Origin of the sequence: Cellulomonas hominis, from assembly GCF_901521055.1 — a bacterium.
In the GTDB taxonomy this organism is placed as follows: Bacteria; Actinomycetota; Actinomycetes; order Actinomycetales; family Cellulomonadaceae; genus Cellulomonas; species Cellulomonas endometrii.
The window spans coordinates 42,874-57,894 of the sequence record NZ_CABEGA010000025.1; the positions used below are offsets into that span (position 1 = coordinate 42,874).

Annotated in this window: 14 protein-coding genes; 2 read left to right on the plus strand and 12 right to left on the minus strand. The window is 78.4% G+C overall.

Features of this window, described 5'->3' with window-relative positions; all coding sequences use genetic code 11:
• Positions 1-57: 57 nt before the first annotated feature.
• The 11 genes from KJP73_RS07220 to KJP73_RS07270 form a co-directional block, all read right to left on the minus strand.
• Positions 58-321, minus strand: coding sequence for a hypothetical protein (locus tag KJP73_RS07220; RefSeq protein WP_213282120.1), 264 nt, complete (start codon positions 319-321; stop codon positions 58-60).
• 213 nt (positions 322-534) lie between these two features.
• Positions 535-3,153: an FtsX-like permease family protein gene (locus tag KJP73_RS07225; protein WP_213282121.1), complete on the minus strand. Its 2,619-nt coding sequence runs from the start codon at positions 3,151-3,153 to the stop codon at positions 535-537.
• A gap of 44 nt (positions 3,154-3,197) precedes the next feature.
• Complete coding sequence (locus KJP73_RS07230; RefSeq protein ID WP_213282122.1) at positions 3,198-6,479, minus strand: hypothetical protein; 3,282 nt, start codon at positions 6,477-6,479, stop codon at positions 3,198-3,200.
• Positions 6,476-7,156, minus strand: coding sequence for an ABC transporter ATP-binding protein (locus KJP73_RS07235; protein ID WP_213282123.1), 681 nt, complete (start codon positions 7,154-7,156; stop codon positions 6,476-6,478). The genes KJP73_RS07230 and KJP73_RS07235 overlap by 4 nt, the downstream gene beginning before the upstream one ends.
• A complete protein-coding gene (locus KJP73_RS07240; RefSeq protein ID WP_249669181.1) occupies positions 7,153-8,181 on the minus strand; it encodes an ABC transporter ATP-binding protein in 1,029 nt (342 codons plus the stop codon). Before KJP73_RS07240 ends, KJP73_RS07235 begins: the two co-directional genes overlap by 4 nt.
• Before the next feature lie 60 nt (positions 8,182-8,241).
• Positions 8,242-8,673, minus strand: a complete 432-nt coding sequence (locus tag KJP73_RS07245; protein WP_249669182.1) for a DUF6098 family protein — start codon at positions 8,671-8,673, stop codon at positions 8,242-8,244.
• A gap of 81 nt (positions 8,674-8,754) precedes the next feature.
• Positions 8,755-9,408 carry a DUF3618 domain-containing protein gene (locus KJP73_RS07250; RefSeq protein WP_213282125.1) on the minus strand — a complete coding sequence of 218 codons (654 nt, stop codon included), beginning with the start codon at positions 9,406-9,408 and terminating at the stop codon, positions 8,755-8,757.
• Positions 9,401-9,931, minus strand: coding sequence for a phage holin family protein (locus KJP73_RS07255; protein WP_213282126.1), 531 nt, complete (start codon positions 9,929-9,931; stop codon positions 9,401-9,403). Before KJP73_RS07255 ends, KJP73_RS07250 begins: the two co-directional genes overlap by 8 nt.
• A complete protein-coding gene (locus KJP73_RS07260; RefSeq protein ID WP_213282127.1) occupies positions 9,928-10,791 on the minus strand; it encodes a hypothetical protein in 864 nt (287 codons plus the stop codon). The genes KJP73_RS07255 and KJP73_RS07260 overlap by 4 nt, the downstream gene beginning before the upstream one ends.
• Before the next feature lie 14 nt (positions 10,792-10,805).
• A complete protein-coding gene (locus KJP73_RS07265; protein WP_213282128.1) occupies positions 10,806-11,687 on the minus strand; it encodes a manganese catalase family protein in 882 nt (293 codons plus the stop codon).
• A 228-nt stretch (positions 11,688-11,915) separates the two neighbouring features.
• The gene (locus tag KJP73_RS07270; protein WP_213282129.1) at positions 11,916-12,368 is read right to left on the minus strand and encodes a hypothetical protein; all 453 of its coding nucleotides are present in this window, start codon (positions 12,366-12,368) and stop codon (positions 11,916-11,918) included.
• 218 nt (positions 12,369-12,586) lie between these two features.
• Between KJP73_RS07270 and dinB the strand changes: the two genes are divergently transcribed.
• Together dinB and KJP73_RS07280 are read left to right on the plus strand one after the other, a co-directional pair.
• Positions 12,587-13,801 (plus strand): DNA polymerase IV, encoded by a 1,215-nt coding sequence (gene dinB, locus KJP73_RS07275; RefSeq protein WP_213282130.1) that lies wholly within the window; start codon positions 12,587-12,589, stop codon positions 13,799-13,801.
• 151 nt (positions 13,802-13,952) lie between these two features.
• The gene (locus KJP73_RS07280) at positions 13,953-14,621 is read left to right on the plus strand and encodes a PAS domain-containing protein (RefSeq protein WP_213282131.1); all 669 of its coding nucleotides are present in this window, start codon (positions 13,953-13,955) and stop codon (positions 14,619-14,621) included.
• Positions 14,622-14,624: 3 nt separating this feature from the next.
• On the opposite strand, the gene KJP73_RS07285 is transcribed toward KJP73_RS07280, so the two are convergent.
• Positions 14,625-14,903, minus strand: coding sequence for an Ig-like domain-containing protein (locus tag KJP73_RS07285; RefSeq protein ID WP_213282132.1), 279 nt, complete (start codon positions 14,901-14,903; stop codon positions 14,625-14,627).
• Positions 14,904-15,021: the final 118 nt, after the last annotated feature.

Consider the following 15,021-nt stretch of genomic DNA (forward strand, 5'->3'; position numbering starts at 1 on the left):
ACGGGTCCCGAGTGCCAGCCCACCCCGCCAGCCGCTGCCGGGCGGCCGGACCTGCGGTCAGAGCCGGAGGTCGCGGGCCAGCGCGTCCAGCGCCGTGCTCCGGCGGCGGCCGTCGAGCGCGAGGCCGCCCCCGGCGGTGCGCCGGACCGAGCCCGCCGCGAGCAGCGCGTCGACGGCACCCGCGCCGTCGTTCCGCCGCACCCACCGGTCCAGCTCCTCGCCCGGCATCGGCCGCGCGAGCAGGGCCGCGAGCAGGCGGGCTTGCGTGAGCGGGGCGGCGGAGCCGGCCAGGACGGGCGACGTGCCGAGCAGTGCTCTCATGGGACGCTCCCGGGTGGGCAGGGGGTGGGGCCGTCCAGCGGCCGCGGGGTCGCCGTCCATCGTGGTCGCCACGCGCGGGCTGAGTGGTGGCCGGTGCCGATGTGGGGTGCTCGTGGGGCACCCTCTGAGTGGGGCCTGGGTGGTGGGACCGGGACCGTTGAGTGGTGCCCGGGTGGGCGAGTAGGTGGCGACGGAGCCGTGCGGCGGCGGCGGTCAGCCGGACGCGCGCAGCACGTCGCCCAGCCGGTGCGTCCCGCCCCGGACCTGCTCGACGGCGACGACGACCAGCGCGGCAGCGGTCCCCACGGCCACCGGCAGCGCGGCCCACGCCCACGCGACGTCCGGTGCCGCGCCGGTGCCGCGACCCGCGACGAGGGCCGACACGCCCGCGCCGACGAGGGCCCCGGCCAGGGTCGCGACCAGGACGCCCGGCAGCACCTCGCCCGCCGCCACGGCGGCCGCCTCCCGGTCGGTCAGGCCGACGGTGCGCAGGGTGTCGAGCGCCCGCCGGCGTCCCGGACCCCCGCGGGCGGCCGAGACCAGCACCGCGAGCCCGACGAGCACGAGCAGCAGCACCGCCGTCGCCCGGCCGGCGACGACCAGCGCGCGCGGCAGCACCTCCGACGCGAGCCCGGCGAGGACGGCGGACCGCTGCACGACCAGCACCTCGCCGTCCGCCGGCTGCGCGCGCACCGCCGCCGCTGCCCCGGGCCCGGCCAGCCACACCGTGTCCGGTGCGGCCTGCTCGACGCCGCCGAGCTCCGCGACGTCGACGACGAGCACTGCGCGCTCCCCCGCCGGACCCGCGACGGCGCCCCAGCCGGGCGCCGGGACGCCGGTCAGCGGGTGCACGGTGCGGTCCTCCCCGGCCCACGTGACCTCGACGGCGGCGCCGGTGGCCCCGGGCGCGCCCGTTCCCCGGTCCGTCGTCGCGGTCGCCGGGCCGCCGGTGACCGCCGCGAGGCGCCGGAGCGCGGCCGGGTCCGCCGCGACGAGGCGCACCCGCGTGCGGCCGGCGTCCGTCACGGCGGGCACGTCGTCCGCGACGCTCCCCGCCACGACGGCGGTGACGCCCGCCGCGCGGGACCACGCGTCGGCGGACGCCGCCAGTCCGGCGTCGGGTGCACCGTGCACGAGGACGTCGGCACCCACGGACTCCAGGGCGGCGACCTGCTGGTCCCGTCCCACGCGCTGCGCCCCGGACGCGGCGACCACGACCAGGGCGGCCGCCGTCGCGAGCGCGAGGAGCGGCAGCGCGCCCGGGCCGTCCGACCGGGCGCGGGCGAGCGCGAGCACCGGCACGGCGCCGCGGGCCCGCCGCACCGCCGGGGCGAGCCGCCGCAGCGCCAGGGGCAGCAGCCGCGCCACGACCAGCGCCCCCACGGCGGCGGTCGCCACGGGCGCGGCGGAGGCCAGCGGGTCCGGGGCGCCACCCGGCTCGCGGCCCCGCAGCGCGACGAGCGCCCCGGCCGCCAGCACGACGAGGGCCAGCTCCGCCGCTGTGCGCCGCGCGCCGCTCCCGTCGCGCGGACCGCCGCCTGCACTGCCGTCGTCCGACCGGCGCGGCACCGGGTCGGCGGCGGACCGGACCCGGTGCAGCACGGCGACGGGCAGGGTCACGGCCGCCACGGCGGCGACGGGCAGCGCCTGCGTCAGCACGAGGGGGCCGGGCACCAGCAGGCGCGCGACCAGCACGCCCGCGACCCCGCCCACGACGGCGACGACGACCGCCTCGACGGTGTGCTCCACGGTGAGCGCGGGCAGCGTGGCGCCGCGGGTGCGCCGCGCGGCGAGGTCGTCGGTGCGTCGCCGCGCCAGGAGGCCGGCCGTGAGGGCGAGCAGCAGCGCGGTGACCGTCGCGGTCCCGATGACCAGGCCGGCGGTCGCGTCGCGCGCGTCGTCGACGTCCGCGAGGGCCGCGGCCAGCGTCCCGTCCAGGTCGGTGTGGACGCTCGCGCGCGCGGCGGCGTAGCCGAGCACCACCGGCGCGGCCTGCACCGCGGGCAGCTCGCTCAGCGCGAGCCGGGCCTCCGCGGTGCCGATCCGTGCGGGCACCGGCGCGAACCGCACGGTGCGGACCACGGTCCGGGGGTCGAGCGCCGCCAGCGCGCCGGGCAGGGACGCGTCCGACAGCAGCGCCGCGACCGCCGTGCTGGTCGCCGGTCCCACGACGGCGGTCGTGGGTGCCAGGAGGTCGCGCAGGTCGGTCCACCGCGGGTCGTCCGGCTCCGGCGCACGGAACACCCCGCTGACCGCGAGCGTGACGGTGCGGCCGTCGGCGTCGCTGGCCAGGAGCGTGCTGCCCGCGCCGGCGTCCAGGGCCTCGGCGACGGCCTCCGACAGCCCGACCTGCACGGCGTCGTCCTGGTCCTGCGGGGCGGTGCCGGCGGTCCACCGGACGTCACCGGCGCCGTGCGCCCACGCGAGGCGGACCGTGGTGGACCCGGTGGCCGTCGCCCCCGACGTGCTCGGCCCGCTCAGCGCGAGCGGCACGGACGCGGTGACGGCGACCGGCGGCGCCAGCACGTCGCCGAGGCGCGCGTGCAGGCCCGCCTCGAGCTGGCTGGCGGCGGTCGCCGCGTCCGACGCCGCGTCAGGGTTCGTGGCGCTGGCGGTGTCCTCGTAGCCGGTCGCGGCGGTGACGACGACGTCCGCGCGGCTGCCCGCCCGCTCGACCGCGGACGCGACGGCGTCGTCCGCCACCCGGGCGACCCCACGCGGGGCGGCGGACCCGAGCGCGGTGGCGATCGCGACCAGCACGGCGACGAGCGCGAGCGGCCCGGCGTGCGCCGCCGCGCGGTGCGGCAGCGTCACCAGGTCGAGCCCGGACACCGGTCCGCGCGCGCCGGACGCCGGCCTCCGACGGTGCCGGCCGGTCACTCGACGTCCCCGAGCCGCAGGTGCGCCGCGGCCGCCCGGCGCACGAGGCCGAGCACGACCGGGAGCACCACCACCGTCGACCCGACCAGCACGACCGCGAGCAGGCCGGCCTCCACCGGCCACGGCCAGACGGGCAGCGCGCCGGGGACGGGTGCCGCACCGGTGTCCGACACCGTGAGGGCGGGGGCCAGCGCGCGGGCGACCACCGCTCCCGCGCACGCCCCGGTGGCGACGGCCAGCAGGTCCACCGCCGCGTGCTGGACGAGGTGCACCCCGACCACGGACCGCGGCGACGCCCCGAGCGCCAGGAGCCGCGCCACCTCCGGGCCCCGGTCGTCGGCCGTCCCGGCGGCGTGCAGGACCGCGCCCACCAGTGCGAGGGCCACCGCGGCGGTCACCAGGAGCCCGAGGGCCGCGAGCACCCCGACCCGCAGCGGGCCGTCCCGCAGGTCCGCGGCGACCTCCGCGCGCACCGTGACGGTCGCTCCCGCGTCCCGGAGCGCGGCGGCCGCGGCCGCCGGGCGCGTCCCGTCGAGCCACCAGCGGTCGACGAGCGCGGACGCGTCGGCCTGGGTGAGCGCGGCGCGGGACAGGGCGTCGAGGTCGGCGAGCAGCGCCGGACCGCGCGGGACCCCCGGCACGTACGGCGCGACGCCCGCGACCCGCGCCGGCAGCGTCGCGGTGCCCGCGAGGACGTCGAGCGCGTCGCCGACCTCGAGCGACGCGGCACGCGCGAGGTCGGCGCTGACGAGGACCGGCAGCGAGCCGGGGCGCCCGAGGCCGGAGACCACGAGGTCGGCGGGTACGAGCCCCGCGCGGGTGACGTCCACCGTGGTCGACGCGGTGACGCCTGCCGCGTCGACGTCGGCCGCCACGGCCTCGAGCGTCTCCGACGCCTCCGTCGTCGGGACACCGGACCAGCCGGCGGGCCCGTCGCCGGACCCGGGAGCCGGCCGCCAGGACACGGTCACCGTCGCGTCCGCGGGCGCAGCTCCGTCGTCGCCGGGTGGCACGTCCGCGGTCACGCGCAGCAGCACCGCCACGACGTGCACCGTGCCCGGGGCGTCGCTCCCGCCCGGCAGCACCGCGTGCAGCGGGTGGGTGACGCCGTCCAGCGGGACCGGGTCGCCGGCGGCCGCGACGCGTGCGCCGTGCCCGTCGTCCAGCACCACGGTCGGGGTGACGGACAGCGGGACCGCACCGCTCGCGGACCCCGTCACCTCCAGGGGCACGCCGCCGGCGTCCCGGAGCACGGGGACCGCGTCGGCCGGTGTCTGCGGCGCGAGTCCCGCGGTGAGCCCGGCCCAGGTCCCGCCCGCCGGCAGGCGTCCCGTCAGCTCGGCGGCCGTGGTGTCGACGGCGACCAGCCGGGTCGCGGCCTCCCCCGACCCGGCGCCGACCAGCGTGCCGAGCGCGGTGGCGCGGTCCGTGGCGGGCAGTGCGGACCCGTCGGCGGACCGCGCGAGCGCGCCCTGGTCGAGCAGCGTCCCGGGGAGGTCGGCGGCGACCACCGCGGCCGCCACCCCCGCGTCGGCCTGCTCCTGCTGCGACCGGTCCCACGTCGCCGCCCAGGACGCACCGAACGTGGCGCCGGCGGTGGCCAGGACGGTGAGCAGCAGGGCGGTCGCCGCGCGGGGGCGCCGGGCGACGTCCACCGCCGCGACCGGCAGCACGAAGCCCCGCGACCCCCGCGCCCGGCGTTCCGCCCCGCGGGCCAGCAGCGGGAGCAGCCGCAGCCCGAGGGCGGACACCGCGAGGAGGGCCAGCACCGGCGCGAGCACCCGCACCGCATCGCTCAAGCCGTCAGCGGCGCGCAGCCGGAGTCCGGCGAGCACCGCCAGGGCCAGCAGGAGCACGTCGCCCCCGGACCGGGCGAACCGCCGCCCCGCCCGCGCGGCACCCCGCCGGCCGCCCGGGGTGCGGGTGGCGGGCGCGACGAGGGCGACGCCGAGCGCCACGGCGCCGCACGCCACGGTGCCCAGCAGGGCCCCGGTCGGCGCGTCGGCCGGCCGAAGCCCGGCGTCGGCCAGCACGGGCAGCGCCGTGAGCGCGCGGTAGGCAGCCAGCGCCGCCGGCACGGCGAGGACCGCCGCCACGAGCACGAGCGCGCCCGCCTCCACCACCGCGAGCAGCGCGACCTGACCGGCCGCGGCGCCGCGGTCCAGGAGCAGGGCGCGCTCGGCCGACCTCCGGACGGCCAGCAGCCGCCCGGCCAGCAGCAGCGCCGCCCCGCAGAGCGCCGCGCACACCAGCCCGCCGACGAGCACGGCAGCGCCGGTGACGCGGTGCTGCGTGGTCGCAGCGGTGAGCTCCGCCGGCAGCGATGTGCGCACGACGACGCGCGTCGTGCGCTCGGCCAGCCGCTCGGACAGCAGCGCGCGCAGCCGCGGGGTGCTGCGGGCGACGTCCGCGAGGGCCGCGGTCGACGCGCCGACGGCGTCGGGCCGCGCGAGCACGCTGACCGCGCCGACGCCCGTGCCCGGCCCCGGGCCGGATGGCGCGCCTGCCGCCGGCCCGGGCGCCGCCAGGGACCCCTCCGGGAGCACGAACGGCCCGGCCGCGGGCGACTGCCGCCGGCCGGACGTGCCGGGGCGGTCGTGGTCCGGGTCCACGCCCGCGCCGCCCAGCAGGTCGCGGTCCCACGGCGACGTGCCACCGACCGGGGCGTCCGGGACGAACACCCCGGTCACCCGCACCGTGGTCGCGGCCACGGCGCCCGGGCCGGAGTCCGCCGAGGCGGCGAGGGTCAGCGTGTCGCCGACCCGCAGCCCCAGGGCCTGCGCGGTGGTCGCGGGGACCGCCACCTGCCAGGGCTCCCCGGCCGCGGCGGGCCACGCGCCGTCGACCAGCCGCGCCACGTCCTGCACCCCCGGCGCGTCCGCCAGGTACGCGAACGCCGGCTCGCCCTCGGCGCCGGCCACCGTGCCCGGCAGCGCGAGCAACGGCGACTCCGTCCAGGTCGACGTGCGCGCCGGCAGCGGCGCGAGGACGTCCGCGACGACCGCGCCGGCGTCGGCGGCGAGCCCGGCGGCGGCCACCGGGTCCGACTCCTGCGGCGCCGGCGCCAGGCGCGCGACCACGTCGGTGCGGCCCGACGCGGCCTCGGCCAGTGCCGCGTCGAGGGCGTCGCGGCGCCCGGCGGTCAGCAGCAGGCCGCACGTCGCCAGCACCGTGAGCGCCACCAGCGCCGTCGCCGTCACGGCGAGCAGCACCCCGCGCTGGGACCGGGCGCGCCGCAGCACCGTGCCCGGGGCGGCGGCCGCCCACGCCGTGCTCATGCGGGCAGCACGTGCCCGTCGACCAGGCGCACGGCCCGGTCGGCGAGGTCGATCATCACCGGGTCGTGCGTCGACACGACCGCGGCCATCCCCTCCGCCTCGACCACCCCGCGGATGAGCGCCATGACCGCCAGCCCCGTCTCCGTGTCGAGCTGACCGGTCGGCTCGTCCGCGATCAGCAGCCGCGGCGAGCCGGCCAGCGCGCGGGCGATGGCGACGCGCTGCTGCTGCCCGCCGGACAGCTCGTCGGGGCGCAGGCCGGCGTGGTGCTCGAGGCCGACGAGCCGGAGCAGCAGCGCGACGCGGCGCTCCCGGTCGGCCACGGGCAGGGACCGCAGCCGCAGCGGGACGGCGACGTTCTCGGCGGCGCTGAGCACGGGCACCAGGCCGAACGTCTGGAACACGAACGCCAGCACGTCCCGGCGCAGGCGCACCTGGCCGGCGCGGTCCAGCGTCGTGACGTCCGTGCCGTCGACGTGCACCGTCCCCGCGTCGGGGCGGTCCAGGCCGCCGACGACGTTCAGCAGGGTCGTCTTGCCGGAGCCGGACCGGCCGACCAGCGCCACGAGCTCTCCGGGGGCGACGTCGAGGTCGACGCCGCGCAGGGCGTGCACCGCGGACCGTCCCGACCCGAAGGTGCGCGTCACGCCGCGCACGCGGACCAGCGGTGCCGTCACGCGGCACCCCGCCGGCTGCGGCGGCGGCCGTCGCGGGGACGGCGCTCCGCCGGGGCCGTGGGCGCGGCGGCGATGTCGCGGTGGTCGCGGTCGCGGCGGCCGGACCCGTCGGGCCGCACCTCGACCCGGTCCGCCTCCAGGGCCAGCCGCACGCGGCGGGTCAGGTCCAGGGCCTCCCGGTACTCCCGCGGCACCTGGACCCGGCCGGCGCGGTCCATCACCGCGTACTCCTCGGCGACGACCCCCCGCACGCCGTCCTCGGCGACGTGCTCGCGCCGCAGGACCTCGCTGCTGGTGCGACCGTCGCGGATCGCCACCGTGCGCTCCACCTGCCCGCTGACCGCGGGGTCGTGGGTGACGACGACGACCGTCGTGCCGGTCTCGCGCCGGGCGGCGCGCAGCGCGTCGAACACCTGCTGCCCCGTGGCGGTGTCGAGCTCGCCGGTGGGTTCGTCCGCCAGGAGCAGCCGCGGGGCGTTGGCCAGCGCCACCGCGATGGCGACGCGCTGCTGCTCGCCGCCGGACAGCTCCCCGGGCCGGCGCTCCGCGGCGTCCGCGAGCCCCACGAGCTCCAGCAGGTCGGTGACGCGGGTCCGGGCGGCGCGCCGCGACCGGCCGGCGAGGGTCAGCGGGAGCGCGACGTTCTGCCGGGCGGTGAGGTACGGCACGAGGTTCCGCGCGGTCTGCTGGCGGATCGAGCCCACGACGGTCCGCCGGTACGCGACACGGTCGGCGGCGCTCAGCGCCCCGAGGTCCCAGGGGCCGACGCGCACCCGCCCGGCGCTGGGCGCGTCGGCGGCCGCCAGGATGCGCAGGAGCGTGGACTTGCCGGAACCGGACGCCCCGACGACGGCGATCATCTCGCCCGCCTCGACCAGCAGGTCCAGGCCCTGCAGCGCCTGCACCTCGACCCCGCCCGAGCGGAAGATCCGCACCACCGCGTCGCACACGACCAGCGCCTCGCGCCCGAACTCGGCGGGAGCGGCCAGGCCCGCGCCCAGCCGCTCCACGACGCTCTGCTGCACGGTGCCCTCCATCGACGCGACGCCGCGGACACTACCGTCCGGCGCGCGCCACCGGCAGGGTCAGCCGGGCATCCGTCCGGCGTCGAGGGCCGCGTGGTACTCGCGCACCGCCTCCTCCACCAGCGGGGGTGCCAGCCGCGCGACGGGGTGCACGTCGGTCACGAGCGGCTCGCTGTCCGGCCCCCGGCCGACCTCCCGGCCCGTCAGCACCCACGGGTACCGCTCGCCGCCGGCCAGGTGCACGTACTGGCAGATCTGCCGCGCGACCCACTGGCGCACCGGGCGCTGCCACCAGGGCTCCGGGCTCAGCCGGTTCACGCTCAGCCCGGGCAGCGTCGCCCCGCTCTCGCCGTCCGTGCTGGGGCTGCCGGCGTCCGCCTCGGGGCCTGCGCTGACCCGCACGTACGCCGTCGTCCCCAGCACCTCGACCAGCTCGACGAGCTCGTCGAGCCGCTGCACCAGAGCGAGGTCCGCCCCGCCCTCCACCGTCATGCCGCACCTCCTCCTCCTCCTCCTGGGGGGACGCCGACGCCCCGCCGGACAACAGCTCCGGCGGGGCGTCGGTGTCGTGGCTCAGCCCTGCTGCGGGGCCTCGCGGACCGTCTGCGCGGACGACTGCGCCTGGTCGCGCAGGTCGGACGCGGCCTCGGTGCCGTGCTCCTTGACCGTCCCGGCCGCCTCGGTCGCGCGGTCCTTCACGGCCTGCACCGCCTGCTGGGCCGGCTCGCGCAGGTCGTCGGCGACGCTCTGCGCGGCCTCCTTGACCTGCGGGACGGCGGCCTGGGCCTGCTCCTTGACGGCCTGCGCCGCCTGCTGCTCCTTCTGCGAGGAGGGCAGCAGCGAGGAGACCAGCAGGCCCACGCCGAACGCGACGAGCCCGGCGGCGAGCGGGTTGCCCTCCGCCTTCTGCGCGACCGTCGACGGGGCGCCCTTCACACCGGCCGCGACGGAGCCCGCCGCGGACCGGGCGGAGTCGACCGCCGACTGCGCCGAGCCCTGCACGCCGTGCGCCGCGCCGTGCGCGCTGCCGGAGACCGACTCGCGGGTGTCCTGCACGGTGCCCATCACCCGCTCCCTGACGGCGCTGACGCGGCCCTTGACCTTGTCGGCCTGCCTCTGCGCCATCTGCCGCGGGTCGAGCGCGTCGCCGACCGCGTCCACGTTCGCCGACAGGTCCGCCCGCGTGGCCTCGATCCGCTGGCGGATCTGCTCCGGGTCCTCACTCATGGTTCGCCTCCTCGTCACCCTTCAGGGCGTTCGGGATCTTCTTGACGGTGTCTGCGGTACGGGGCGCGCCCTTCACCCGGCGGAGCTCGCCACGCCCCCGCAGGGCGAGGACGGCGGCGATGATGCCCCAGATCACGGCGACGACCACGGCCGACCACGCCTTGCCGATCGGCAGCCCCCACCACAGGGCGACGGACAGGAACAGGAGCACGAAGTGCCCTGCCACCCCCGCGCCTGCGAGCAGGCCGCTGCCGGTCCCGGCGCGCTTGGCGCTCTGCGTGAGCTCGGCCTTCGCGAGCTCGACCTCCTGCCGCACGAGCAGCGACAGGTCCTCCGTCACCGCGCCGATGAGGTCACCGATCGACGGGCGGTCGTCGGCCGCGTCCGGGCCCGGTCCGGCGGGCGGGACGGTGCCCGCGGCACCGGTCGCACCCGTCGCACCCGCAGCGCCGGTCGTGCCGGTCGCGCCGAGGGGGTTGGCCCCCGGGCTCGCCGCGACGGTCGGGTCCCCCGGCCCGGTCATGGCTGGTCCTCACGACGGACGCCCGCGAGCGGGTCGCCGCCGGCCGTGCCCGCGTCGTCGGCGTCCGGGAGGTACTCGGGCGTCGTCGCGACCGGGGCGTCGCCGCCGGCGGCCTCCCACGCCTGCTCCTCGCTCGGCGCCACGGGTGCCCAGGTGTCGCCGAGGGCCGGGCCGGGCTCGCGGTGCTGCCCGCCGGACTCGGCGTCGATGTCGGAGACGACGGCCGTTCCGCCGGCCACCACGCCCGGCCCGCCGGCGGCGCCGAGCGCCCCGGACAGGTCCTGCGTCGTCGCCGCGGGCGAGCCGGCGGGGTAGCCGCTGACGCGCGCCGGGGCGCCCGTGCCGCCCGTCGTGCCCGTGCTCCCGCCGGAGGACGCGTCCTTCAGGCCCCGGGTCAGGCGACCCGCGAGCACGCCGGCCCCGGCGGCCAGGACGAGGAACGTGCCGGGCTTGCGCCGCGCGTAGTTCGCGACCTCGCTCAGCAGGTCACCCGGCTCGCGGTCCTCGAGCCAGGTGGCCACGGTGCCCGTGCGCCCTGCGACCTGGCGCACGAGGTCGGCGGCCAGGCCGCCCTGCTCCGAGCTGTCGGCCATCCGCCCCAGCTCGTCGCCCAGGGACCGCAGGCCGGCAGCGGCCTTGGCCTGCTGGCTCGAGGCCTGCCCCTGGAGGCCCGCACGGGCCTCGCCGAGCAGGTCACGCGCCTGTCCCGTCGCCTCGGAGACGACGTCGCCGGCCTGTCCCTTCACCTCGTGCAGCAGGTCCTGGCCGCTGCCCGCGGCGGCGTGGGCCAGGCCCGACGCCTCGTCGCGGGCGGTGCCCGCTGCCGCGGCGGCTCGTCCGCCGGTGTCGTTCGTGCTCATCGTGTTACTCCCCTTCACTCGCTCTTGAGGGTGTCCTTGAGCTTGCCCGCGACCTTCTCCACCGGGTTCGGCGTGGCGGACGTGCCGTACAGGCGCGGATCCGGCTGCGTGGGCGGCGGCATCGGCACACCGGCCGGCGGCTCCGCCACGTAGGTGAACTCGCCCAGGCCGTCCGGGGTGGGGCCGGATGCCCACGAGCCCTTGTCGGCGTCCGGCCCGTCGGAGAAGTTGATGTACTGGTAGGACACGTCGCGGTCCTCCTGCCCGACCGGGAAGTTGCTCGGCACGGGGATGCCCTCGTGGCCCTCCTCCTGCAGCTCCCGGGCAGCGGCGATCCACTGGTTCTGGTGCATCGTGTCGCGCGCCAGCAGGAACGCGAGCAGGTCGCGCACACCGTGGTCGTCGGTCATGTGGTAGAGCCGCGCCACCTGCACGCGGCCCTGCATCTCGGCGTTCGCGTTCGCGGTGAAGTCCGCGAGCAGGTTGCCGCTCGCGGTGATGTAGCCCGCGCTCCACGGGTTGCCCATCGAGTCCACCGGGCGGGCGCCGGCGCCTGCCACGATCGCGTGCTGCAGGTCGGTCCCGCCGATGACCGCTGCCACGGTCGGGTCCTTCTGGACGGCCTCCTCGGTGATGCCGATCGGGGCCTTCTCCAGGAGCTGGGCAATCATCTTCGCCAGCATCTCGACGTGGCCGAACTCCTCCGCGCCGATGCCGTACAGCAGGTCCTTGTACTTGCCCGGGATGTGGATGTTCCAGGACTGGAACCCGTACTGCATGGCGACCGTGATCTCGCCGTACTGCCCGCCCAGGACCTCCTGGAGCTTGCGGGCGTACACCGCGTCCGGCTTGTCGGGGCTGGCCTTGTGCTGCAGCTCTTGACGGTGGAAGAACATCGCGACCTCCGCGCCCCGTCGACCGGGGCATCGTCCTGGTTCTGCGAGAGCCCGGCCGTGCGGGCAGGCGCCTCCTCGGCATCCGCCCACGTCACCGGGGGTGGCGCCGACGGGCTTCTTCCGTCGGTGCGATCAGGGGGGCCCTACGTCCCCGCCGTGTTCGACGCTAGGTCCGAACGGGCGAACGCGCCACGTGAACGGTTCGCGAACCGTTCGTCATCGGCCTGCTCAGGCCGTCGGGCGCGCCTCGTGGCCCGGCAGGCCGTGGGTGCGGTTCCGCTCCTTCAGCTGCGACTCGTAGACGTGCCGGCGACCCGCCACCAGACGCTCCCGGGTGCGGCGCTCGGCGTCCGCGAAGGCGCGGTAGTAGCCGTCGTCGAAGTCCTCCACGATCTGGAACGTCCAGCGCCCCTCGAGCACGTTGCGCCCGACGATCTCGGCACGAAGCTCGTCGGCGAGCTCCGGGTGGCCGGCCGCCTCGAGCCGGTCCAGCGCCTCGGCCAGCTCCGCGTCCGCCCGCCCGACCAGGCGGTGGAACGCGTAGAGCATGCCGCGGGCGTGCTCGATCACCTCGAACGCCGCCGTGACGCCGCCGACGGCCTCCACGACGTCGTCGGGGACGCCGTCCGGGGGCAGGTGGCCGGGGTCGGGTCGGTCGGCGGGGGTGTGGTCCTGAGTCATGCGGCCATCGTCGGCCGGACGTGCCGGCGGCGCGCGTCGGCCGCGCTGCGACGCCGCCTCCCGCGCTCCGCTGCTCCCCGCTCCCGCCCTTCTCCCGCTCCCCTCCTCGCCGAGATGGCAGGGCGCGCCTGGGCGCTCCCCCGGTCGGGCAGGCGCGTTCTGCCATCTCGGCGACCGGGGACGCGTCCGTGTCAGACCCCGGGTCGAACATGTGTTCTATGGACGACGGCATCGAGGACGGCGGGGCACGGCGCGCGGCAATCCTGCACGCCGACCTCGACGCGTTCTACGCGGCCGTCGAGCAGCGGGACGACCCGCGCCTGCGCCGCCGGCCCGTGGCCGTGGGCGGCGGCGTGGTGCTCGCGGCGTCCTACGAGGCCAAGCGCCGGGGCGTGCGGACGGCCATGAGCGGCCGGCAGGCCCGCGCCCTGTGCCCCGGCCTCGTCGTGGTGCGCCCCCGGTTCGACGCGTACGTGGCCGCCAGCCGCGCCGTCTTCGCGATCTTCGAGGACACGACGCCGGCGGTGCAGGGCGTCTCCATCGACGAGGCGTTCCTGGACGTGCACGGGCTGCACCGCATCGACGTCCCGCCGCTGGAGATCGGGGCGCGGCTGCGGGCGCGCGTCCGCGACGAGGTCGGCCTCCCGATCACCGTGGGCGTCGCCCGCACGCCGTTCCTCGCGAAGGTCGCCAGCCGCGTCGCGAAGCCCGACGGTCTGCTGCTGGTCGAGCCCGACGGCGAGGAGGCGTTCCTGCACCCGCTGCCGCTGGAGCAGCTCTGGGGGGTCGGCGAGGTCACCGCCCGCAAGCTGCACGCGTACGGCCTCGCCACGGCGGGCGACGTGGCGGCCCTGCCCCGGCAGATCCTCGTCGCGGCGCTCGGCCCCGCGCAGGGCGGGCACCTGCACGCGGTCGTGCACGGGCGCACCCCGGAGCGGGTCGAGACCGGCAGGCGGCGCGGGTCCGTCGGGGCGCAGCGTGCGCTCGGCCCGGGTCCGCACCAGCCCGAGCAGGTCCGCGCGGCACTGCTCGGGCTCGTGGACCGGGTGTGCCGCCGCCTGCGGACGGCGCACCGGCTGGCGCGGACGGTCGTGCTCCGGCTGCGGTTCGCCGACTACACGACCGCCACCCGCTCCCGGTCGCTGCCGCACGCGACGGCCGCCGGCACCCACCTGGCGGCGCTGGCGGTCGCGCTGCTCGACGAGGTGGCTCCGCTGCTCCGGGAGCGCGGCCTCACCCTGGTCGGCGTCGCGCTGACGAACCTGGAGTCCGACGCGCACGTCCAGCCGCAGCTCGACCTCGACGGCCCGGACCGCAGTGCGCTCGACACGGCGGTCGACGCGGTCGCGCGGCAGTTCGGCAGCCGGGCGCTCACCCGCGGCGCGCTGCTGCGGCGCGGGTCCGGGACGGAGGTGCCGCTGCTGCCCGACTGACCCGCACCGGCGCCGTGACGGGCCTGGCGGCAGGTCACCCGTTCGAGTGTCGGGATCGCGGGGCGGCGCGTACGGTCGCACCAACGACGGCGCGGGGGTCCGGCAGGACCGCTCGGCGCACCGTGAACGACCGGACGGGGGTGCGGGTCCCATGTCTGAGGTGATGAGCCCGGAGCGCGTCCTCGCGCTCGGCACGCGGGCGACCGCCGGCGCCTACCGGCTCGACCTGCGCGACGGCGCGTGGTGGTGGTCCGACGAGATCTACGCGATGCACGGGTTCGAGCCGCACGAGGTCGTGCCGTCCACCGAGCTGCTCGTCGCGCACCAGCACCCCGCCGACCGGCGCCGCGCCAGCGACGCGCTCGAGGAGGCGATCCGCACGGGCGCGCCGTTCTCGTGCGTGCACCGCATCGTGGACGCGCAGGGCCGGGAGCGCGTCGTGACGGTCGTCGGCGAGGGGCGGGAACGCGGCCGCGACGCCGACCGGGCGACCGTCCTGGCCGGGTACTTCGTCGACGTCACGGAGGTGGTGCGGGACCGCGCGCAGGCCGCCGCGTCCGAGTCGATCTCCGCGGCCGCGGAGAGCCGGGCGACCATCGACCAGGCCGTCGGCGTCCTCGCGTTCACGTACGGGTACGAGCCCGCCGCGGCGTTCGCGGTCCTGCGGGCCGCGTCCAACGACGCCAACGTGCCGATCCGGCTCCTGGCCCGGGCGATCGTCACCGCGCTGCCGTCCCTGCGGGGGGACCCGCGCCGGGTGTCGGCCTTCGTCGACGGGCTGCTCGCGCCGGCGCACCGGGGCGACGGCGCGAGCAGCTGAGCGTCAGACCGCGGGCACCGCGACGACGACCTCCTTGGTCGACGCCCCGTTCACCTTGGCGGCGCCGCTGTAGACAGCGGTGATCTTGTGAGTGCCGGGCGCCAGGTCGAGCTGCACGCGCGCGGACCCGCCGACCAGCGAGCCCGAGGCGATGACCGCACCGGCCTCGACGAGCGTGTACGTGCCGGTCACGGCGCTGTTCGCGGGCGCCTTGACGGTGACCGTCGCGGTGTAGTCGGTGGTGACCGCCGTGCGCGCCACCGGGGTGAGCTGCAGCAGCACCTGGGCGGCGGGGCGGTGCGGCGCGGCGCACCGAGGCCGTCGGTGGAGCCGAGCCCGTCGGTGGAGCCGAGGGCGTCGGTGGAGCCGGGGTCGTCGACGGGGTGCAGCCCGTGCGTCG